This is a genomic window from Clostridium sp. JNZ X4-2 (assembly GCF_054889485.1).
The window spans coordinates 2,853,772-2,875,420 of record NZ_CM142685.1 but is presented as its reverse complement, the minus strand read 5'-3'; the positions used below and the strand labels follow the sequence as shown (position 1 = coordinate 2,875,420).

Annotated in this window: 23 protein-coding genes and 3 pseudogenes; 23 read left to right on the top strand and 3 right to left on the bottom strand. The window is 31.5% G+C overall.

Going from position 1 to position 21,649, the window contains the following annotated elements:
* Position 1: 1 nt before the first annotated feature.
* The 3 genes and pseudogenes from ACYUJ6_RS13850 to ACYUJ6_RS13840 form a co-directional block, all read left to right on the top strand.
* Positions 2-199: pseudogene (locus ACYUJ6_RS13850) on the top strand (phage holin family protein); the annotation flags it as partial.
* Positions 199-324 (top strand): hypothetical protein, encoded by a 126-nt coding sequence (locus tag ACYUJ6_RS13845; RefSeq protein WP_461843315.1) that lies wholly within the window; start codon positions 199-201, stop codon positions 322-324. The pseudogene ACYUJ6_RS13850 and the gene ACYUJ6_RS13845, both read left to right, overlap by 1 nt.
* A 129-nt stretch (positions 325-453) precedes the next feature.
* Positions 454-930, top strand: a complete 477-nt coding sequence (locus tag ACYUJ6_RS13840) for a type IV toxin-antitoxin system AbiEi family antitoxin domain-containing protein (protein ID WP_106010589.1) — start codon at positions 454-456, stop codon at positions 928-930.
* A gap of 287 nt (positions 931-1,217) precedes the next feature.
* On the opposite strand, the gene ACYUJ6_RS13835 is transcribed toward ACYUJ6_RS13840, so the two are convergent.
* Positions 1,218-1,987, bottom strand: a protein-coding gene (locus ACYUJ6_RS13835) for an IS5 family transposase (protein ID WP_420866705.1) whose coding sequence is annotated in 2 segments (ribosomal slippage) — positions 1,218-1,660 and positions 1,660-1,987 — 771 coding nt in all. Because the reading frame shifts where the segments join, the coding sequence is not laid out codon by codon here.
* Between ACYUJ6_RS13835 and ACYUJ6_RS13830 the strand changes: the two genes are divergently transcribed.
* The 7 genes and pseudogenes from ACYUJ6_RS13830 to ACYUJ6_RS13800 all read left to right on the top strand — a co-directional run.
* Positions 1,986-2,981, top strand: a complete 996-nt coding sequence (locus ACYUJ6_RS13830; protein WP_461845519.1) for a DpnII family type II restriction endonuclease — start codon at positions 1,986-1,988, stop codon at positions 2,979-2,981. The two genes, ACYUJ6_RS13835 and ACYUJ6_RS13830, sit on opposite strands and share 2 nt — an antisense overlap.
* Before the next feature lie 278 nt (positions 2,982-3,259).
* Positions 3,260-3,523, top strand: a pseudogene (locus ACYUJ6_RS13825) (phage portal protein); the annotation flags it as partial.
* Between the two features lie 94 nt (positions 3,524-3,617).
* Positions 3,618-4,205 carry a GGDEF domain-containing protein gene (locus tag ACYUJ6_RS13820; protein WP_106011129.1) on the top strand — a complete coding sequence of 196 codons (588 nt, stop codon included), beginning with the start codon at positions 3,618-3,620 and terminating at the stop codon, positions 4,203-4,205.
* A gap of 63 nt (positions 4,206-4,268) precedes the next feature.
* Positions 4,269-5,258, top strand: a complete 990-nt coding sequence (locus ACYUJ6_RS13815) for a helix-turn-helix transcriptional regulator (RefSeq protein WP_106011128.1) — start codon at positions 4,269-4,271, stop codon at positions 5,256-5,258.
* Positions 5,259-5,851: 593 nt separating this feature from the next.
* Positions 5,852-6,160 (top strand): UPF0175 family protein, encoded by a 309-nt coding sequence (locus ACYUJ6_RS13810; protein ID WP_106011127.1) that lies wholly within the window; start codon positions 5,852-5,854, stop codon positions 6,158-6,160.
* Positions 6,132-6,662, top strand: coding sequence for a DUF3368 domain-containing protein (locus tag ACYUJ6_RS13805; RefSeq protein ID WP_420866712.1), 531 nt, complete (start codon positions 6,132-6,134; stop codon positions 6,660-6,662). Before ACYUJ6_RS13810 ends, ACYUJ6_RS13805 begins: the two co-directional genes overlap by 29 nt.
* A pseudogene (locus tag ACYUJ6_RS13800) lies at positions 6,640-6,828 on the top strand (hypothetical protein); the annotation flags it as partial. The gene ACYUJ6_RS13805 and the pseudogene ACYUJ6_RS13800, both read left to right, overlap by 23 nt.
* A gap of 317 nt (positions 6,829-7,145) precedes the next feature.
* Here the strand turns inward: ACYUJ6_RS13800 and ACYUJ6_RS13795 are convergent.
* Complete coding sequence (locus tag ACYUJ6_RS13795) at positions 7,146-7,799, bottom strand: hypothetical protein (protein ID WP_106011125.1); 654 nt, start codon at positions 7,797-7,799, stop codon at positions 7,146-7,148.
* Positions 7,800-8,211: 412 nt separating this feature from the next.
* On the opposite strand from ACYUJ6_RS13795, the gene ACYUJ6_RS13790 reads away from it, so the two are divergent.
* From ACYUJ6_RS13790 to ACYUJ6_RS13730, 13 genes are all read left to right on the top strand, one after another.
* Positions 8,212-8,574, top strand: coding sequence for a BlaI/MecI/CopY family transcriptional regulator (locus ACYUJ6_RS13790; RefSeq protein ID WP_106011124.1), 363 nt, complete (start codon positions 8,212-8,214; stop codon positions 8,572-8,574).
* A 5-nt stretch (positions 8,575-8,579) separates the two neighbouring features.
* Positions 8,580-9,788, top strand: coding sequence for a M56 family metallopeptidase (locus ACYUJ6_RS13785; RefSeq protein WP_461843314.1), 1,209 nt, complete (start codon positions 8,580-8,582; stop codon positions 9,786-9,788).
* A 586-nt stretch (positions 9,789-10,374) separates the two neighbouring features.
* A complete protein-coding gene (locus ACYUJ6_RS13780) occupies positions 10,375-10,599 on the top strand; it encodes a hypothetical protein (RefSeq protein ID WP_106008444.1) in 225 nt (74 codons plus the stop codon).
* Positions 10,590-11,333, top strand: coding sequence for a protein kinase domain-containing protein (locus ACYUJ6_RS13775; protein ID WP_106008443.1), 744 nt, complete (start codon positions 10,590-10,592; stop codon positions 11,331-11,333). The genes ACYUJ6_RS13780 and ACYUJ6_RS13775 overlap by 10 nt, the downstream gene beginning before the upstream one ends.
* A gap of 89 nt (positions 11,334-11,422) precedes the next feature.
* Positions 11,423-12,313, top strand: coding sequence for a cation diffusion facilitator family transporter (locus ACYUJ6_RS13770; RefSeq protein ID WP_106008451.1), 891 nt, complete (start codon positions 11,423-11,425; stop codon positions 12,311-12,313).
* A gap of 45 nt (positions 12,314-12,358) precedes the next feature.
* A complete protein-coding gene (locus tag ACYUJ6_RS13765) occupies positions 12,359-12,517 on the top strand; it encodes a hypothetical protein (RefSeq protein ID WP_158255875.1) in 159 nt (52 codons plus the stop codon).
* Positions 12,496-12,813, top strand: a complete 318-nt coding sequence (locus ACYUJ6_RS13760; RefSeq protein WP_106008442.1) for a hypothetical protein — start codon at positions 12,496-12,498, stop codon at positions 12,811-12,813. The genes ACYUJ6_RS13765 and ACYUJ6_RS13760 overlap by 22 nt, the downstream gene beginning before the upstream one ends.
* A 401-nt stretch (positions 12,814-13,214) precedes the next feature.
* A complete protein-coding gene (helD, locus tag ACYUJ6_RS13755) occupies positions 13,215-15,461 on the top strand; it encodes an RNA polymerase recycling motor HelD (protein ID WP_106008441.1) in 2,247 nt (748 codons plus the stop codon).
* Between the two features lie 240 nt (positions 15,462-15,701).
* The gene (nadA, locus tag ACYUJ6_RS13750) at positions 15,702-16,613 is read left to right on the top strand and encodes a quinolinate synthase NadA (protein WP_106008440.1); all 912 of its coding nucleotides are present in this window, start codon (positions 15,702-15,704) and stop codon (positions 16,611-16,613) included.
* 48 nt (positions 16,614-16,661) lie between these two features.
* Positions 16,662-18,230, top strand: a complete 1,569-nt coding sequence (locus ACYUJ6_RS13745; protein WP_461843313.1) for an L-aspartate oxidase — start codon at positions 16,662-16,664, stop codon at positions 18,228-18,230.
* A 5-nt stretch (positions 18,231-18,235) separates the two neighbouring features.
* Positions 18,236-19,066, top strand: coding sequence for a carboxylating nicotinate-nucleotide diphosphorylase (gene nadC / locus ACYUJ6_RS13740; protein WP_461843312.1), 831 nt, complete (start codon positions 18,236-18,238; stop codon positions 19,064-19,066).
* Between the two features lie 54 nt (positions 19,067-19,120).
* Complete coding sequence (locus tag ACYUJ6_RS13735; protein WP_461843311.1) at positions 19,121-19,585, top strand: pyridoxamine 5'-phosphate oxidase family protein; 465 nt, start codon at positions 19,121-19,123, stop codon at positions 19,583-19,585.
* Between the two features lie 41 nt (positions 19,586-19,626).
* Positions 19,627-20,673 carry an alpha/beta fold hydrolase gene (locus ACYUJ6_RS13730; RefSeq protein WP_461843310.1) on the top strand — a complete coding sequence of 349 codons (1,047 nt, stop codon included), beginning with the start codon at positions 19,627-19,629 and terminating at the stop codon, positions 20,671-20,673.
* A 16-nt stretch (positions 20,674-20,689) separates the two neighbouring features.
* Here ACYUJ6_RS13730 and ACYUJ6_RS13725 read toward each other — a convergent pair whose 3' ends face one another.
* Entirely contained in the window at positions 20,690-21,607 is a 918-nt protein-coding gene (locus ACYUJ6_RS13725) for a tetratricopeptide repeat protein (protein WP_461843309.1), read from the bottom strand.
* Positions 21,608-21,649 lie beyond the last annotated feature (42 nt).

Here is a 21,649-nt window from a genome sequence, read left to right as displayed (position 1 = left end):
ATTTGTACTCGTGGGAATAGGAAACATAATAGATGTGCATTTGATTAAAAACGGTAGTGCAGTACGCACTGCTGTTATTTTTTTCTACATTTCCAATGAAGGCATAAGTATAATAGAAAATTCAGCTAAAGTTAGACTTCCTGTACCTGAAAAACTGAATAATATTTTAGAACAGGTAAATGAGAGGAGGGATAAATAATGGCGGGATTATGTTTTGATTATGGACATGGGGGTTCGGACAGCGGTGCCTGCTATAAAGGCAGGGAAGAAAATGCTGAAGTTCAACTAAAAAGAAACTTAAGGCACCTGGCTTTGATGCTGTGATTATGGTATTTAAGTATTAATTCATAAGACAAATATCATGAATATATAAAAGTTTAGGCAGGAAGTGAATGTTTACAAATATACTGATCTAAAATATAATATCAGTATATTTGTAAAGAGGTGATGTAGATGAATTACTTGAAAAAATTAGAAAATTTAATTAAACAACGTAATGACATGGTATTTACATCAGATTTAGTACATCTTAAATATCCAAAGTTAATTTATTCACATGAAACGGCTCTATTTATACATGGCTTATCTGATAGAACACCTTTTGAATATTCGGTAACTGTACCAAGTAGTTACAAGGTTGTAAAAAGTATTTCTGAAAGCAATAAGATTCATTATATAAAAAATGAATTGCACTCTTTAGGTGTTACTACAGCAAAAACTTCTTTTAGAAATAATATTAGATTGTATAATGTGGAAAGGACAATTTGTGATATTGTGAGGAGCAGGAATAGGGTAGATATTCAAATCTTAAATGAAGCTTTAAAGCGATATATTAAATTGAAATCTGCAGATTTTACCTTGCTGGGAGAATATGCAAAAAAACTTCATATTGATAAAATAATGAAAAAATATATGGAGGTTCTTCTATGAGCGGTAAAGCTATGAGTTTAAAGGCAAAAATTAAAAAACTTGCTAAAGCTAAAGATATGTCTGCATAAGTTGTTTTACAAAATTATATGTTTGAGAGATTTTTAGAACGTTTATCTAAATCTGAATATAAGAATAAATTTCTCAACTTTCGCAGGACAAAAGCGATAGCTTTTCCTTTATATAACAAGGCAGAGCATGAATAAAACTATCGATTATTAGGTCAATAATCTCCTTTGAAAGTAAAATTTTTTCTTTTAGGGTGTGTCTGAAAACAATGTAGCAATAGACTACTTAGACAAAATAAAAATAGCAGCAATATAAACAAAAGCGAGGAAAGAATCAGCAAGCTTGTCATAACGAGTTGCAATTCTTCTAAAATGTTTGATTTTATTAAAGAAACATTCTACTAAATGACGTTCTTTATACAGCCACCAGTCACAATTCCACGGGTTTGTTGCATTGGATTTTGGTGGAATAGTATATGAGGCCTTCTTGGAAGTAATATATTCTCTAATTTCGTTTGTACCGTATGCTTTATCTGCCAAGATATTGCTATCTTTTATATCGATGTTGGAAAGAACATCTACAGCCTGTGTACTGTCGTGTAAATTACCAGATGATAATTGAAAATAGATTGGATTACCAAGCCCATCAACAACTGCATGAATTTTTGTGGTATGTCCACCACGGCTTAGTCCAATATGCTGTTTTGTTTCGCTGTTTATAGCCCCTTTTTAGCACTAGCACTATGCTGATGAGCTTTTATACATGTTGAGTCAATGTTTAAATTTTCATAATCTGCCTCTGAGGTTAATTCTCTAAAAATTGTTAATAAAGTACCATCATTACGCCACTTACAAAAACGACTGTATACAGTTTTCCATGAACCAAAACGTTCTGGTAAATCACGCCATGCTGCACCACTTCTTGCAATCCATAGTATGGCATTAAATATAAGTCGGTTATCCTTTGGAGGTCGTCCTGTTTTTGCTATTGGAATTAAGTTTTTTATTTGATCCCATTGTTCATCTGATATTTCATAACGCTTTTGTGCCATATTTGCAACCTCCGAGTTTTTTATTTTATTTTACCTAAAACTCGGTTTTTGCGCAATATTTAGTTTTCAGACACGACCTAGTGATTTAGTAAAAATATTCACTAAATCTTTATTAGAAACAAATAGAGGATTTAATTTTTATGTTAATTGGGAAAGACCTAGTAAAATTGTAAGTGAATATAATATAGAACTTAATACTTTAAATGCACTTGTGAAAAATAAAAATTATGATGAAGATTTCAAAAAAATAGTTAGAAGAATTCCAACTGTAATAAATGTTTTCCCAGCTTTATTTGCTTTATCAAAAAATGAAAGAGATAGTTTGAAAAATGGTAAGGAGTTATTTAAAGTTGTAAACATAGATGCTTTAGAAGATGATGTGATGGAGTATAGATTCAATATAGATGATGAAGAAACCTTAAGTGAATATGAGATAGATAAATATTTAGATTTTACTAAAAAAATAGGATTAAAATACTTATTTACAGATTTATTAGAAAAACATTTAGTTGATTATTTAATTGGTTGTGAAGTAGGTTTAGATAGTAACGGAAGAAAGAATAGAGGTGGATTAGCTTTTGAATTAGCTTTAGAACCTATAATAGTATATATTGCAGAAAAATATAATGTAGAAGTAATAACTCAAAAACAATTTAAAACGTTAAGACAAAAGGGATTTGAAATTTCAGAAGATATAGCTAATAGAAAGGCTGATTTTATATTACTAAAAGATAATAAAATTATGAATATAGAAGCTAACTTCTATGGTGGTTCTGGTTCAAAACCAGAAGAAATAATAGATTCATACATAAATAGACAAGAGGATTTAAGAAATAATAATATAGAATTTGCACTTATAACTGATGGCAAAAAATGCTGGGGAAATGACCATAAGCCACAATTATTAAAAGGTTTTAGACATTTAAATTATCTATTGAATTTCAATATGTCTAAGAATGGAATGTTAGAAGAAATTATAAACAACATTTTTTAAATTATTTATAATATAGGAATTTTCAATTATAAACTCATAATAATTGAAAAATTTAGCAACTGTCTATTGACGATGGAAAGAGTTGAAGAAGATGCATATAAATATACGGACAGTAACTGTTTAATTTCATATAAGTTTGCAAAAACACTTTCTATTTAAATAATTTAAAATAAGGTTTAAAAAGGCACTTAACTTAAATAAAGTAAGTGCTTTTTTCATACCCATTTTTAGGAGGTAAACATAATGAAAATACCGATACTATCCAGACTGTGGAAGCAGTAGACAGAAATGATAGGGGACAGATTTACTATGTTTACAATAAAGAAGGTCAGCTTTATTCACTGAGATATGATGAAGTTTTGCATATTCCCGGACTTGGATTTGATGGATTAATTGGATATTCTCCTATAGCCATGGCTAAAAATGCAATTGGTATGGCTATAGCAACAGAAGAATATGGTGCTAAATTCTTTGCAAATGGTGCAAATCTAGGCGGTGTACTTGAGCATCCAGGTATAGTGAAAGATCCTGCAAGAGTCAGATTATAGGTAATTTTATTATTACTGACAGTCTATGTCATTATGACCATATATAATTGAAAGTGTAATATATAAATGCTGAGGGCAGGGGTATTGCGTGGATTATGAGGATATGGACAAAGAGACACTTATTAAACTTTTGAGAAAAAAAGATGATATGTTTAAAAAGCTGTGTATAGAAAAAGAAAAATTAAACTATTATGCAAGTACAGATGCTATGACTGGAGTATTAAACAGAAGATCAGGTCTGGAATTGCTGGATAAAGAACTCACTTTTTCAAAGATCAATAATAAAAACCTTGTTGTTTGTTTTGTTGATGTAGATGGTTTAAAAACAATAAATGATAACTTTGGCCATCAAGAAGGCGACAGGCTTTTGATGAATACAGCTGAAATTCTGAAAGATAGTATTAGAAAAACTGATTTTGTAATCAGGATGGGTGGGGATGAGTTCTTAGTAGTATTTCCCGGTGCAACGATAGAAGAAGTTCACAAAATTCTAAATAGAATTAATTTAAGATTGGAAGAAAGCAATAAAAATAATAATAGCTATAGTTTCAGTTTGAGTTATGGATTTTGTGAGTATAAAAAGGAAACAGAATGTGAAATGACTCTTAGTGATTTAATAAAAAAAGCTGATCTTGAAATGTATAAGAAAAAATTGCAGAAAAAGAAGGAATTATAAGTATATATGTATAACTAATTAATAAAGTATTAAGGAAACATAGGGAAGGACAATATATATAATATGGAAAGATTTAAAGCAGATGTATTATTGTTCATTTATAATCAGTTAAAAGAAGGAAAAGTAGTTATAAAGGATGATGTAATAGATAAGTTTAATATTAATGAAAGAACTTTTTATAGATACATAAAAGACATAAAGAGATTTGTAGAAGATGAATCCAATGGCGAGCTAATGGGAGAGAAAATTATATCGGACAGAGAAAAGGGAGGATATATTTTAAAAAGTGGATATGAAAAAAATCTTAATGAAAAGGAAGTTTTGGCAGTTTGTAAAGTGATTTTAGAGAGCAGAGGTTTTATAGAGTCAGAAATAAAAGATATAATTTACAAGCTTCTTGATAATTGTATATGTAGAGACAAGGAAAATATTAAATATATTATAGGAAATGAACTTATGAATTATGTTTCACCAAGACACGGCAAAAAGCTTTTGGATAAACTTTGGAAAATAAGTAGTGCAATAAAAGACAAAAATGTGTTGAAAATCGAATATTTTAAAATTGGAGCAGGTGGAAAGATACAGAAGGAAATTTCAAAAAGAACTTTGTATCCTCAGGGACTTTTGTTTTCCGAGTATTATTTTTATCTTATAGCTTTAATAGAAGGTAAAACTTATGAATATCCTGCCATTTATAGAGTGGATAGGATTGAGAAGCTGGTTATTACAGATATGAAATACAAGGTGGATTATAGTAAGAGGTTTAAGGATGGAGAGTTCAGAAAGCTGATTCAATTCATGCAGGCGGGAGAATTGGAAAGGGTAAAATTTAGATATACAGGCAGATCCATAGAGGCAGTTTCAGACAAACTGCCTAATGCCAGAATAGTAGAAGAAAAAAATGGTGAATACATGGTGGAAGCCAGAGTATTCGGAAAGGGAATAAAGATGTGGCTTTTGAGCCAGGGGGATTCTGTAGAGGTTTTGGGTTCTGATAAATTTAGGGAAGAGATGATAGAAACTATTGAAGAAATGAAAAATTCATATATGTAATAGTTTATAAATAGAACTAAGCAATACAGAGAAATCGGAATTGTAAAAGTAATTGATGAATATGATATAAGTATTTTAAAGATGGCTTAATGTTAGAGGATATTATGATATCTTAGAAAAAGTAGCAAATATAAATTTAGATTCTAATGTGGAGATAGTTAAAAGACTTATTAATATTTTCCAATGAGAAAGACAATAGATAAGAATGAAAGTGAATCAATGGTTAACTGAAGAACTGAAAAATAATCTGCAAGAAAAGACAGAACCAGAAATTCAAGAAATAAGTAAATAGATTATTAATACAATAAAATTAAATGAAGAAAAACAAAAGGAATTAGAAGAGGCTGTTGCGAATGGCAGAAGTAGCTGGCTCTAAAGTTGCTGAAATTGTAGTAAAGGGAGTACAAAAGATTAGAGAAGATGAAAAGACTTAAGATGACATAATGCTGACTATTGAGTGTTCAGTAAAGGATACGCAAAATCTTGCAGATAAAATTGATACAATAAAGTTCTGGCTTTTTACACCAGATAATTTAATTTATCTATATTATAGGGTATAATTATAATAAATGATGAGTAAGGGTGTGAAATAAATGAGTGCTGAAAAAGTAAAGGTTGATTTAAATATATCTAATGACTTAATACCTCTTATAGAAGATTTAGGTCTTTCAAAATCTTTAGATGACAACATAAAAATATCTATAGCGATTGCATTATTTACCAGTAGATCAGTATCTTTAGCACGGGCAGCGGAAATAGCAGAAATGGAACTTGCCGATTTTATGACTTTGCTTAAAAATAAAAATATACCCTGGAATGAATATACGGAAGATGAGTTCCGCCTGGATGAAATTGCAGTAAAAGATTTTAAAGATGAATTGGGAGAAAACAAAAATGATTAAAGCTGTATGTAATTCAAGTCCCATTATAGGATTGAGTATCATTAAAAAATTAGATTTGCTGTGGGAAATTTTTGATGAGGTTTATATTACAGAAGAGGTTTATAGAGAAATAACAACAGGTGAAAAGGTTAAAAATATAGGAGCAGAAGAATTAATTGAAGCTGTGAAAAACGGCCGTATAAAAGTATATAGTGTAAAAAATAAACTTTTGATAGAACAATTGTATGGAAGACTTCATAGAGGCGAACTTGAAGTAATGGTTGCAGCAAAAGAATTAAAAATAAAAAGAGTGATAATAGATGATAGATCAGCCAGGCATTTTGCAGAAACAGTATTATTAAGAACAATTGGACTTATGGGTATATTATTGTTGGCAAAAGAGTGTAAAAAAATTAATAGTTTAAAGGAGTATTTAGATGTATTAATAGAGAACGGTTTTAGAATGTCAGTGAAGTTGTATAATGAGGCTTTAAAATCAGCAGGAGAAGTTGAAAATGACTGAACTCGGTAAAAGCTTAATAGATGAAGGAAAAGATGAAGGAAAAAAAGAAAAAACTATAGAGATAGTCAAGAGAGCAATAAAAAAAGGTATGGACAACGAAACAATAAAAAAATTGACAGATTTAGATATTGATGAAATTGAGTTGATAAGGAAAGTACTAAAGTAAGATAATTATAAACAGAATGAAATATTTATATTAAATTGGCTTATTAATGGTGTAGTAAGCTGATTTTTTTAATATCCAGAATTAAAATGATTTGAGTTGATAAAATGATATGTGTTTATGATAAAAAGACTGCCAAAGGAAACTTTGATAACAGCGGTCTCGGAGTATTAAGTGACGCTGGAAGTATTATGACTTTATAGGGCTTGTGCAAGTCATCTATTTTAGGGGTGGTTATGACTAGTCACTAGTGATAATCTTGCCGTTCCAATCAGAGTTTTGCAGCATTATATTTTTTTGATAATTGTTCTTGGCTTTTTCTACCTTTTAGATAATTTTTTATGGCATATATGGCAGATAATTTCTGCTTCAATGAAAGCAATAGGATGAAAATGCATTCCAAGTATTGGGGCCAACTGTAGCATCATTTGACAATCCAGCGAATTGTTGAAATGAAAGAACTGCGTCATGGGTTGTATACCAAATATTGAATCTACAGTTACGCTATTATGTCTTGGATATTTATATGCAAAAATATTTAAAAATAGTTGAGTTAGGTGAACTGGATTACCAGAAGTAACATGATTATAGCCTACAAGTGCTGATTTACTTACTGTATATTGTCTTCCAGTATAAAGTTCAGTTGAGATAAAATAAGATCCATAATCTTGTATGGCCCAAGATTCAACAGCAGCTTTCTGAGAATCGCTTTTACTTAGATTATATTTAGAAATATCAAAATCAGGAATAAATATGTTGCTATCATTGGTAACTTGTACACCTAAAGCTCTAGCATTTTTTAAGTAATCAGATTTAACACTCTCAGGTGCGTCTTTATAAGAAAAGGATATACCAGAAATAGTTGCTTTTTTTGTTTTAGTAACATTATCATTAATTTCATAATTATTACTTTTACAAGTGTAAAAGTAAAGGTTTTTTTTGAAAATATTGAGAAAAACGATAAATAAAAGCATATCATAAATGTATCTATATAAATCAAAAGTTTTATTCTTTGTTTCACATTTTAACTATAACCTAGCTGGTGATTTTTCTTAATCTCTTTAAGGACATATTAGCAGCATCATTTCTTAAGGTATTTAAAAAAATCCCATCAGTCACAAATTATCATATTTTATATTACTTGCTATCATAAAAGGTTCCATGTATCCCTTGATGCTTATTTGATCGGTAATCATATCACATTTATGTAAGGAATTTAATGAACTACATTCCTAAAGAAGTAGTTCTAGAACTGATTTATATATACAGTTATTATTTAAGTTTACTATTTTGTAATAAATAAATTTTTATAAAAATGTTGACACTACGACATTTGTCGCATATACTTTAGTTAAGATAAAAAATGAAAGAAAGGTTGATTAAGAAATGAAGAAAATTCCTAGAACGGAACTTGAAATAATGAAATTTATTTGGAGCAAAAAAGATAAAGTATCTACAAAGGAGGTAGCCAACCATATGGAAAAGGTTTTAGGATGGAAACTTAGTACTACATCTAAAACTTTATCAAGGCTTGTAAAAAAAGAATTTCTTGTTACAGAACGAATAGGGAAACAATCCTATTATACATCAACAGTAGAGGAGGATGATTACTTAAAATTTGAGACTAAAGATTTCTTTAATTATCTTCATGGAAAGTCATTAAAAAGTATAATATCCACCCTTGAGGAAAGTGATGAAATTACTAATGAAGACTTAGATGATCTTGAAAAATGGATAAAGAATAGGTAATTGTTATGAGAGATATTTTTTTAGAAGTTTTAAGAACAAGTTTGTTAGCGGGGATATTAATATTTGGAATAATTATTATAAAAGATAAGTTTTTAACTAAGTATAGTCATAAATTCAACTATTTTTTAGCTATTATAGTAATTATAAGAATGCTTTTAATAGTCAGTATTAAACTTAGTATAAATATAAGTGATTTCACAAAAGAGAGTTACACTGATTATCATGAAGGTATATATAATTTCACTCAATCTCATTTAAACAGTATAAATACAATTGGTTATATTTATATTGGAATGCTGATCTGGCTTATAGGATTAATAGTAGTTCTACTATATTATACTTATTTTCAAGGAAAATTTTATTTAAAAGTTAAAAATAATATGACTTCTGTAAAGGATATAAGAATAGAAGAAATTTTAAATAATGAAAAAATAAATTTAAATATAACTAAGGATATAAGAGTGAAAATAGTAAAAGGAATTTCTTCGCCAGCTATAATAGGAATACTAAATTCTATAATAATTATACCGGAACAAGAATTTTCAAACAATGATTTAAAATGGATATTTAGACATGAGCTAGTTCATTTTAAAAGAAAAGATAATGTTATAAAACTTCTTATGATATTCTCAGTAGCATTACATTGGTTTAACCCATTAATATATATACTTAGAAAATTTTTTAATGAACAATGTGAGTTATCCTGTGATGAAGTAGTTATTAGTGAATCCAGAACAGAGGATATTAAAGAATATGCACTGCTTTTGGTGAAATCTGCTAGATATAAAAATACGCTAAAACTTTCTATGATGTCATCACAGTTAACTAATAAAAAAGTAAATATAACGAAAAGGAGAGTAGAAAACATGTTAAGTTCAAAGTCAAGAAAAAAAGGAATGGCAGCTGTTGCTATATCACTAGCTGTTATAGGAGGCTCCCTGTTTGCATTAAATATCAATGAGGTATCAGCAACAACTTCGGAAAATAATACCGATACTGCAGCTGAAAAAAAATTTAATCAAAGCAATAATGGCTATGCAGGAAAAAAATCAGCAGCAAAGAGAAGCGCAACAGTAACGTTGAAAACATATACCTATAAAGACGCTCCGGAAGAATTAAGAAAAGAACATGAGGAAAACTGCAAAGCACTTAATATAGAAGTTAAGGATTCAGATGTAATTGGGAAATTTGTTTCAGTAGTTTGGGATAAATAATCTATTAATAAAGCTATTTCAGGAGGCTTAGATGCAGAGATTATTAATAAGCTTTTTGAAAAGAGTAAAAAATAGAGTAATGGTATTGCATTAATGATAAATCACTATGCACAGTTGTATTTCTTTATAATAGTTATATTTAAGGGAAATATTTACTTAAAAGATTATGAAATGTTAGTTTGAGAAATATGGAACTGAGCTCATATCCATAACTGGGGATAGAGTAGGGTGTACAGTTGAAAATTCTCTCTGGATAAAAGTATTACTTCATAAAATTTCATGGATACCTTAAAACATCCTCCCATTTTGAAATCTATAATTTCGAGCGTTAGTATCACCTTTCTATCAAAACACACGTAGAATGCGTGGTAAGGCTATATAAGGAAAAGTAAATATCTAATTATAATAAAGGTTATCAATTATATTCTATTATCAATTGATAATAAATATTAAATATAAATTTATTTTATAAACCATTGACAAATATGGAGTTATATCATAATATAAAAACACAGAGTCTATTTGCAATTGATAATTAACAGGGTATATATCTAATGGAAAATAGATTAGAAAGAGGTGTATTAGAATGAGTTTTTCAAGATCATCAGGAAAAAGGCATTATGGAGATAAACATCAAGGTAGCAACTATTATAAAAGAGAAGGATTTTTAAGCCGCATATTAAGAATGTTTGGTTCATTTTCTAATTCAGACAAAGGATATAATAACCATCATTCTCATAATTCAGATCAAAGACATTATTCAGATCAAAAATATAATAGAAGAAGGAGATCTAAAGGTTCATGGTCATGATACCATTTTTCAGAATAAACATATATCCACCAGGTTGTTTACTTGGTGGATATAAGGTTATAAGATTAATAGGTGAAGGACGGTTTGGTATATGCTATTTGGTTAATTTAGATGGCAAGAAATATATCCTAAAAGAGATTAAGCCTAAAGCTATTAAGAAAAGTGGCAACAAAATCATATTTGAGCAAGAAATACTTTCATCTATTGACCATTCATCAATTCCTAGAATAATTGATACAATAAAAAATGATAATATCTATGCTTATATTTTGGAATACAAAAAGGGAAAGACAATAGAAGATATGATTTTTGGAGATAATCATATCTTTACCAATGCTGAAATTTATAAAATAGGGATTAAGCTTATAGGTATAATAAAGTATCTGCACGAGAGAAATATTGTTCATAGGGATATAAGGTTACCAAATGTGATTATTGATGAAGAAGATGTTTATCTTATTGATTTTGGACTTGCAAGATTAGTAAATAATGAAAGGTATACGCCTTCTGTGGATTTTTCATATTTGGGTCACTTACTTCTTTATTTATACTATTCTTCTTTCAAAAAAACTAATAAAAAATCAAAGCCGTGGTATGATGAGTTGGAATTGACAGAAAAAGAAATGATATTTTTGAAAAAACTTATTGGTATTCAAGAGAGGTATAAAAGCGTTATTGATGTTGAATACGACTTTCACCAGATATCAAAAAATTACCTACAGAATATGCTGTAATAATTGTATGAATTTTAAGGATATTTAAGAACAAGAGAGAAAAAATATATAAGTCAATTAAATTTTATTAATTGAAAGTAGGTGCTATTTTGATAAAAGACAACTTTAGGGAGGTAAAAAAAGTACTGTGGATTATCATGTTTGCCAATATAGCAGTGGCAGTGGCAAAAATAATCTTTGGTACTCTTATAAATAGTTCAAGTATGACAGCTGACGGATTCCATTCAATTACAGATGGTTCTTCAAATATTATTGGAATCATTGGCATAGGAATAGCTGCAAAACCTATCGATGATGACCATCCTTACGGGCACAGAAAGTTTGAAACACTTACAGGACTATTTATTGTAGGTATGTTGGTTTATCTGGGGTTTAAAATTATAGCCGATGCAATTACTAAATTCATGCATCCGGTTAGACCTGAAATTACTATTGAAAGTCTTATGGTGATGATTATTACTCTTTGCATTAATATATTTGTTACAAAATATGAACATAGAAAGGGTACAGTGTTAAACAGTACAATTCTTATTTCTGATTCAATGCATACAAAAAGTGATATATACGTAACAATTGGTGTAATTACTACCATTATTGCGATAAAACTAGGAGCACCTCCAATTGTTGATGCACTAGCATCTGTTATAGTAGCTGGTTTTATATTGTATGCTGCCTATGAAATATTCAAAGTAGCCAGTGGAATTTTAGTCGATACTACAGCAGTTGACACAGCAAGAATAGAAAAAATCGCATTGGCTCAGGAAGGTGTAAAGGGAGTTCATAAGATAAGAAGTCGAGGAACCACTGATGACATGCACATAGATATGCATATCCTAGCCGATTCTGAGCTGAGTCTTGAAGACTCGCATAGACTTAATCATAAAATTCAAGATGCACTAAGAAAAGAATTAAATAACAATGCAGATGTCATTGTACATCTAGAACCATATGAAGAGGACACAGTTAAAAAAGATTATTAATTTTAAAGTGAACTTAACAGCGAATATGGAACACCTAAAACAACAATGAGGCAGTGGCTACTTAAGGATAAAAATAAAAACAATGGTACAGAAGTCAAAGAGCAAAATATTAAAGAAATTCTTAGAAAAAATGCTATGGTCCAGGAGAAAAATGAAATATTAAAAAAGGCTTTATCCATAGTGTGTTCAAATATTATGGAATAGGATTAATTGTTACATTTATTTTATTTGGAATGTATGTTACTGAAAATAAGACATCAGAAAATAAACCTAAACCGATTCAAACTGATAATTCTGCAAAAACAGAAAAAAATATTCCATCACAAACCATGACAGTTAGAAATACTAAGGATGATAGTTTAGCTGATATAGCGTATTATGATAAGACGTTTAAAGATGAGAAAATATATAAGAAGATAAATATTTTTTGCTTGGAGGCTAAAGGTTGTAGGTTATACAATAGAGATGTTAATATACAATTATTTGCAGCAGGATTATGACTTTAACAGTTTAAATCAAGAAGAGAGTCAGAATAAGATAAATGAAATAATAGATGATTTAAGGGATATGTATATAAATGAGCGAAGGGAATACTTTTCGGTATAATTTTTATGTTGGTAATTTGTTTTTTGCATAAATTAATTATAGAATATTTGCAGGGTTTTCGGGCCCTGCATTTTCTATATTTGAGCAAAAAAATAAACTGTTGCACAAATTCAATTGTGTAGCAGCCCCTCTCATTGACACAACAAAATAAAAGTGATATATTAAACCAGTATCATCATTATAAATAAAGAATAACATAACTATCTAATTATATTATACATCCTTATAATAATGATGTCAACAGTATTTGAAAAAAATCTTACTTAGTTATTCGTCAAAAAGGAGGGGGTATATTATGAACAAGAATGATCTTAAATGGAAACTTGAAAATGAATGGCTGCAGGAGGTGCTTAAAGAAACTCGAAAACAGTTTAATGAAAAACATGATTTTAAAGAAAGATTTAAAAAGGAGGCCATTAAAACACAAAGGGAACTGTGGCAGGATATAGGTGCTGTTTCCGTAAGCAATGGATTGGAACAGATTGTAGATTTTATGCAATTTATCAATACAATGAAAATAGAGAAGAGAAGCTATGAGTTTACAAGAAAACTTGAGAAAAAATATGAGAAAATGCTTTTATCACCCTATTTTGGAAGAATTGATTTCCTTGAAAATGGAGAGGAGAAAGCTGAAAAGTGTTATATTGGAATTTCAAATCTTATTAATGATAATTATGATATTCTCGTATATGACTGGCGTGCACCAGTTTCCAGTATGTTTTACGATTACGAAATTGGAGAGGCTGGTTACCAGTGTCCTGAAGGAATTGTAGATGGGAAGCTTACACTCAAAAGACAGTATAAAATTAATAATGGTAAAATTGAGTATATGTTTGACAGCAATCTTAAGATAGACGATGAAGTGCTGCAGGATATCTTGAGTAAAAGCACTGATAGCAAAATGAGGACAATAGTAACAACTATTCAAAGGGAGCAGAATAAAGTAATTCGTAATGAGGAATATAAAAATTTGATTGTTCAAGGTCCTGCCGGAAGTGGAAAGACCTCTGTTGCCCTTCATAGAATTGCATATCTCTTATATAAACATCGGGATAAAATAAAGCCTGAAAATATAGTGATATTATCTCCAAATGATATTTTTAATGATTATATTTCCAATGTATTGCCGCAGCTTGGAGAAGACAATATGTACCAGACTACATTTAAGGAATATATGCAGAGGGCCTTAGGCAATGATCTCATAAAGGAAAACTATTGCCAGATGATGGAATATATCCTTATCTCTAAAAAGCAGGATTCTTACCAAAGGAGAATCAGCAATATAAAATTTAAGTCTTCCATGGAATTTTTAGATATATTAAAAGGATATGTATCCTATCTGGAAAAGATGGATAGAAATTTTACGGATATCATTTTCAGAGGTAATTTGATAATTTCCTCTAAGGATATACAAGAATTATTTTCTAAAGATTATGCAGGGCTTCCGCTGAAAAGAAGGCTTGAAAAGATAAGAAAAAGAATTTTGTTCCTTGTAGAGCCTTATAAAAAACTATGGGTGGAAGAAGTGGCTAGCGATCTTAAGGATTCGGATTCTTTTAAAGATAAAGCAGAAATTATGAAGCAAAGTACACTTATTGTAAAGGAAGAAATGAAGAATATTTATTATGAAATCAATAGGATCACAGAACTTGATTTGGTGGATATTTATAAAAAACTTTTTGAGAAACTCGAGTTTTTTTACTCAGGTCCAAATAATAAATACTGTGGGACGGAAATTGATGAAATCAAAAGCTATACTCTAGAAAATCTGAACACTGGAATACTTAATTATGAGGATCAGCCTCCCCTTCTATATCTAAAAGGTGCCATTGGAGACTTTCTAAAAACCTCAGAAATCAAATATGTTATTATTGATGAAGCACAGGACTATACACCGTTACAGTATGAGATATTTCATCAGCTTTTTCAGCATGCAAATATGACCATACTGGGCGACTTACATCAATCCATCAATCCATTTATGAATGTAGGAGATTATAGTAATATATCAGATATATTTCCAAAAGATAATACCTGCATAATAAATTTAACAAAGAGTTACAGATCCACAATGGAAATTACCAGGTTTTCAAGAAGGCTGCTTAATGAGGAGATTACAGATGAGTGCGTGGAAAGAAGAGGAGAGGAACCTTTAGTTCTTGGCTTTCAAAATGAAGAGGCTATAAAAGATAGACTTTTTGATGATATTAAAATATATAAAGAAAAAGGGTGTAAATCAATTGGTATCATAACAAGGACTGTAAGGGAAGCACAGGAGGTATACAGTTTCCTAAAAGGCAAGATTTCTGTCAAAGCCATAATGAAGGATGATGACGAATTCGTAAGTGATACCTTGGTTATTCCAGGCTATCTTGCTAAAGGATTAGAATTTGATGCGGTGCTTATATATAACGCAGGCGATGAAAATTACGGTTGTGAGGAAGAAAGACTTCTGCTCTATACTGCTTGCACCAGAGCACTTCATGCTTTATGCATATACTATTTAGGTAAGGTTACACCATTGCTGAGAGGAGGTTATTAAATTTATTACTACAAAATAAAGAACTAAATTGGCAATAAATGCAGTTTATAAGGACAATACCTTGACTTTTGTGCTGTTCTTTAAACGGTGAAATTATTTCAGTAGATTTAAAAGGTCTACTGTTTTTTATTCATTTAAATATGTTGCACTAAGTATCATTGATAATATTGTTTAAAAAATAAAAAAGGTATATACTAATGTATATACAGTAATTATAAAATATTATTTTAGGAGTACAAAATGGATAGAAGTTTTTTAATAAATGAAATAAAAAGACTGAAAACAGAAAGGAATGCCTGTACACTGGCACATAATTATCAGGTGCCTGAAGTTCAGGATATAGCGGATATTGTAGGTGATTCCTTTGCTCTCAGCAGGGCGGCAGCGAAAATGGACAAGGAAATTATAGTGTTTTGCGGTGTCAGGTTTATGGCGGAAAGTGCAAAGATACTTTCTCCGGACAAGAAAGTGCTGATCCCTTCAAAATATGCAGGGTGCCCTCTGGCAGATTCCATAACTGCAAAACAGCTTGAGGCCATGAAAAGCAAACATCCTGGTGCAGCTGCTGTATGTTATGTGAATTCTTCAGCAGAAGTTAAAGCCATAAGTGACATATGCTGTACTTCTTCCAATGCAGTCAAGGTTGTTGAAAGCTTAAAGGAGGATGAAGTGCTGTTTGTGCCTGATGAAAATCTTGCCGGTTATGTAGCTGAAAAAGTAAGTGGGAAACATATAATACCCTGGCCTGGACATTGCATAACCCATGCCAGAATAACAGTGAAGGACCTTGTAAAAACATCAAAAGAGCATCCAGAAGCCGAAATACTGGTTCACCCTGAAGTTTCCGAGGAAATAAGGGAAAGTTCTGATTTTGTGGGAAGCACTTCACAGATAATTGATCATGCCCGTAAATCTTCAAATACAGAATTTATCATAGGTACTGAAATAGGTGTGCTTCATAAAATGAAGAAGGATAATCCCGATAAAAAATTTTATCTCATGAGCCCCAGACTTGTATGTGAAAATATGAAAATGACATCTCTTGAAAGTGTTTATAGATGTCTTCTCAACATGGAATACGAAGTATCAGTGCCTGAAAATATCAGGAAAAAAGCTGAGAACTCCCTGGAGAAAATGTTGTGTATTGAGTAAAGCGGCGGTGTTGGATAAAGTGATTATAAAATAGGCTGGTGATATGAATTGAAAAGATATTTGGTTGATTTTAAAAATGAACTCTGTGAAGGTAAATATTTTGATATTGTCATAATAGGGGCTGGAATAGCCGGTCTCTATACTGCTTTGATGCTTCCAAAAAAATTGAAGATAGCAGTGCTCAGTAAAAAAGAAATAGATGATTCGGATTCCTACATGGCCCAGGGAGGTATTGCCGCCAGCATAGGAGATGATGACAGGGAACTCCATGTAAAGGATACTGTAAATGCAGGCTGTTATGTGAACAATGTGGAAGCCGTGAAGGTGCTTGTAGATGAATCCGAGCAGGCCGTAGAGAATTTGATTGAACTTGGCGTGAATTTTGACAGGGATGATCAGGGTAATTTCTACAGATCCTTTGAAGGGAATCATTCCATACCCAGAATACTCCATGTAAATGGCGATTCCACGGGCAAGGGTATAATGGACGTGCTTATAAGAGGTGCTGAAAGTGCTGACAATATAGAAATAATATCAGATATATTTGCTCTGGATATTGTGGAAAATAGGGGAAAATGCTGCGGCGTAACGGCATTTTATAAGGGCAGATCAGTGTATTTGACCTCCCGGTATTGTATAATAGCATCAGGAGGAATAGGCCAGCTGTTTTCAAAAACCACAAATGTGGATGTGCTCACTGGAGACGGAATTGCCATGGCAATAAGGGCAGATGTGAAACTCAAGGACATGGAATATGTTCAATTTCACCCTACAGCGTTTTATTCAGGAAATACAAATGACAGATTGTTTCTCATATCCGAGGCTGTAAGAGGAGAAGGTGCAGTACTTAGAAATATAGAGGGAAAGAGATTTATGGAAGAATATGACAGAAAAATGGAACTTGCACCCAGGGATATTGTTGCAAGGGCCATATTCGATCAGATGAATAAATCATCATCTAAATATGTATACCTGGATGCCACCATGTATGATAAAGATTTTCTTCAGAACAGATTCAGACAGATTTACAGGGAATGTGAAAACAACTCCATAGAAATGTACAGGGACTATATACCTGTGACTCCTGCGGAACATTATTTCATGGGCGGAATTGAAGTGGATCTCTTTGGCAGAACAAGCATGGAAGGACTTTATGCCATAGGTGAATGTGCTTGCACTGGAGTACACGGTGCCAACAGGCTGGCAAGCAATTCTCTTCTCGAAGCTCTTGTGTTTGGGAAAAGAGCCGCAGGGGATATCTCTGAAAAAATTTCATGTGGAGAAGTATGCACCCTGCCGAAATTGAAAAATGAAGACAGCCTGAATGGAAAAAATAAAGAAGTTTATTTTGATGAGTTTAAAAGATCTTTAAAAATTCTTATGGAAAAACATGCTGGAATAATAAGAAATACAGATGATCTTAAAGCAGCATTGGATATTGTCGAGGACAGACTTTCTAAGCTGGAAACTTCAAGTCTTAAAAGTGTGGAATCCGTAGAAACATATAATATGTATCAGGTAGCCAGAAATATTGTGATTTCAATTCTTGAATCCAAAGCTTCCATAGGAAGCAATTATGTTGAAAATTATTCTAAAGACGATAAGGTTTTGAGGTGATTTGCTTGAATTTTTTAATGGTTGACAAATTGATAGAGGAAGCACTTCTGGAGGATATAGATTATGGAGATGTGACCACTGATAATTTGATACCTGAGGGCCAGATTTCACAGGGTAAATTTATTTCAAAGGAATCTGGTATTGCTGCAGGTATTGCCGTGGCAGAAAGAGTATTTGAAATTTTAGATGACAGCATAATATTTGCTGCAAAAATAAAAGACGGTGATAGGGTTGAGAAAGGCAGTGTCATTGCGGAGATAAAGGGCAGTTCCAGATCCATATTAAAGGGGGAGAGAGTTGCCCTCAACATAATGCAGAGGATGTCCGGCATTGCAACCAAAACCAGAAGAATGGTGGAACTTGTAAAAGACTATGATGTTAAAATAGTGGATACCAGAAAGACACTCCCTGGATTCAGGATGCTGGATAAGTATTCGGTTAAAGTGGGAGGAGGATATAATCACAGGCTGAATCTTTCGGATTACGTTATGATAAAGGACAATCACATAAAGGCAGTGGGTTCCATAAAGAAAGCTGTTGCAAAAATAAAGAACAGCCTGCCTTTTACTGTCAAGATAGAAGTGGAAGTGGAAAACCTGCAGCAGCTCCAGGAAGCAGCTGATACCGAAGCGGATGTAATAATGCTGGATAATATGGACGTGGATGAGATGAAAAAGGCTGTAAAATTTATAGATGGAAGATTTGTTCTGGAAGCTTCAGGAAATGTCACTGAAGAAAATGTGCGGAGTATTGCTGTTGCAGGAGTGGATATAATATCAATAGGTGCCCTTACACATTCGGTAAAAGCTCTGGACATAAGTTTGAGATTTATTTAAAAGATGAAATGGTGTAAAATTAAAATTATATCCCGATGATATGGAGGAATAATTATGTTTAGAGATTTGAGAAGAAAAGACAGAGAGATTGGGCATACTGAAGTTATAGAAATATTAAAGAGCTGTGAATATGGTGTTTTATCTACAGTGAGTGAAGATGGATATGCTTATGGAGTACCATTAAATTATGTCTATGCCGATAATTCCATATATTTTCACAGTGCTGAACAGGGACATAAATTGGATAATATAGTAAACCAAAACAGAGTTTCTTTTTGTGTAGTTGGGAAAAATTATGTTCTGCCGGATAAATTCACTACCAATTATGAAAGTGTAATTATATTTGGAAGGGCGGAAGAGATTTTCGATGATGAAAAAAATGCGGTCATGCTGAAAATGCTGGAAAAGTATTCAAAAGAATATGTGGAAAAAGGCAGAGAGTACCTGAAAAAGGCAAATTCAAAAGTGAAAGTGATAAAAATAAATATTGAACATATTTCCGGAAAAGCAAGGAGATAATTAAGGTGTAGGTAATTTATTCAATACAAAAGGAGATGAATATGAATATATTTTTGATTGTTTTAGTTGTAATTGTTGCTGCTGCAGTAGTTGCTGTCAGCATCTATGCTTATAAGAACATGCATTACGATGAAAAACCGTTGAAGGAAACGTACAGCACTGGATATAGGGAAAAACGCATAGCTCTTGATGATGGAACTCTGCTGAATTATGCTGAAGGACCTGATAATGGACCGGCTCTTTTATTGATACATGGGCAGTCTATGAAGTGGGAGGATTATTCAAGAGTGCTCCCGGGATTAGCTAAGTATTATCACGTGTATGCTGTTGATTGTCATGGACATGGGAAATCCAGTCATGATTCCTCAAAATATACAGGAGCTGCTATGGGGCAGGATTTTATCCTGTTTATTGAAGATGTTATTGGAAATCCGGTTGTAATATCAGGTCACTCCTCCGGAGGAATTTTGGCAGCGTGGATTGCAGCCAATTCACCGGAAAATGTATTGGGAGTAGTTCTGGAGGATCCGCCATTTTTTAGTGTGGAACCGGAAGAGATGAAAAACACTTTTGTTTGGCGGGAGAATTTTGAAACAGTACATAATTTTAAAAGTCAAACAGAAATTAAAGATTATGTAGTGTATTATATGGAAAATAGTTATATTTGGGGACTATTTGGAAATTTGAGATCCATTATAGCAAGAAGTACGAGAAACTATAGAGAAAAGCATAGTGGAGAACCTCTGAAATTATGGTATGTACCATATAAATGGATTCACGGTATCCTTTATATAGATGACTTTGATTTGGATTTTTCGGAAATGTTTTATACAGGTTCCTGGTTTAAAGGAATTAATCAGGAGAAAATTTTATCTAAGATAAATTGCCCCTCAGTATATATTAAGGCAAATACATTATATGGAAAGGATGGAGTGCTTTATGCAGCCAACAGTGACCAAGATGCCAGAAAGGCACATAGTCTGCTCAAGGGAAATGAAATGGTAAAGATAAAATCCGGGCATGATATTCATTTCGAAAAACCAGATAAATTTATTCATATCATGGTAGATTTTTTAAATAAAATATGATAATAAAATACAAATTTTATGTGGTATTTCCAATGAATTTTTTAAATGAATTCAATTGTCTTACTCTTTCAAGTTCTTCATCTTCCAGAATATATTTTAAAAATTGAGGATGTAATTTTAAAGCTTCTATTATATCTTCACAGGCCTTGTTTTCCTCATTTATCAATGCGTAGAAACAGCTTCTGTTGTAGTATAAAAAATGAACTTCACTGCAGTTGTCGATTCCACAGGATAAAATTTTTATGCCTTTTTTTGTATCTTTATATTTATAGATTACTGCTAAATTCAAGTAACTGTATTCATAATTTTTATTTTTTTCAATAGATCTTTCATAGAATCTGACAGCTTTTTCCGACATGTTGAATTTACGGCAGATCACACCCATGTTGAACAGGGCCAGATAATTATTCGGGTCTATTTTCAAAGCTTTTGAGAATCTCCTATATGCAAGCTCATTTTGATCTTTTTCTTCATAAATGCTTCCCAAGTTTAAATTCGCCCAAAAATCAGTGGGGTTCAAACTCAACAGCTTTTTATAAGTTTTTATTGCCAGATCTTTTTTGCCGGATACATCATATGAATTTGCCAGAAAAAAGTAGGCCTTATAATAGCAGGGATTTATATAAATGGCTTTTTTATATAATTTTATAGCTTTTTCATAATCTCCCTCATCATCATATATTGCAGCCAACCCATAATAAGCCCTTTCTTCACAGTCATTTATGATTAAAGCTTCTTTGTAATATTCCTTTACTTTTTTTGATTTTCCCCAGAAGTCATATATCAATGCCAGGTTGATTATTGCATCTATATCTTTACCCTTTGAAAGTTCATAAACCCTCTTGTATAGATTCAGTGCTTTAATTAGGTTGTCCTCTTCAAAAGCCTCTTCTGCTTTTTTCAGGTATCTGTTGATTTTCATATCATTTTTCATAAATACACCATTTCTTATTTTGCAATTTATATATTTTTAAAG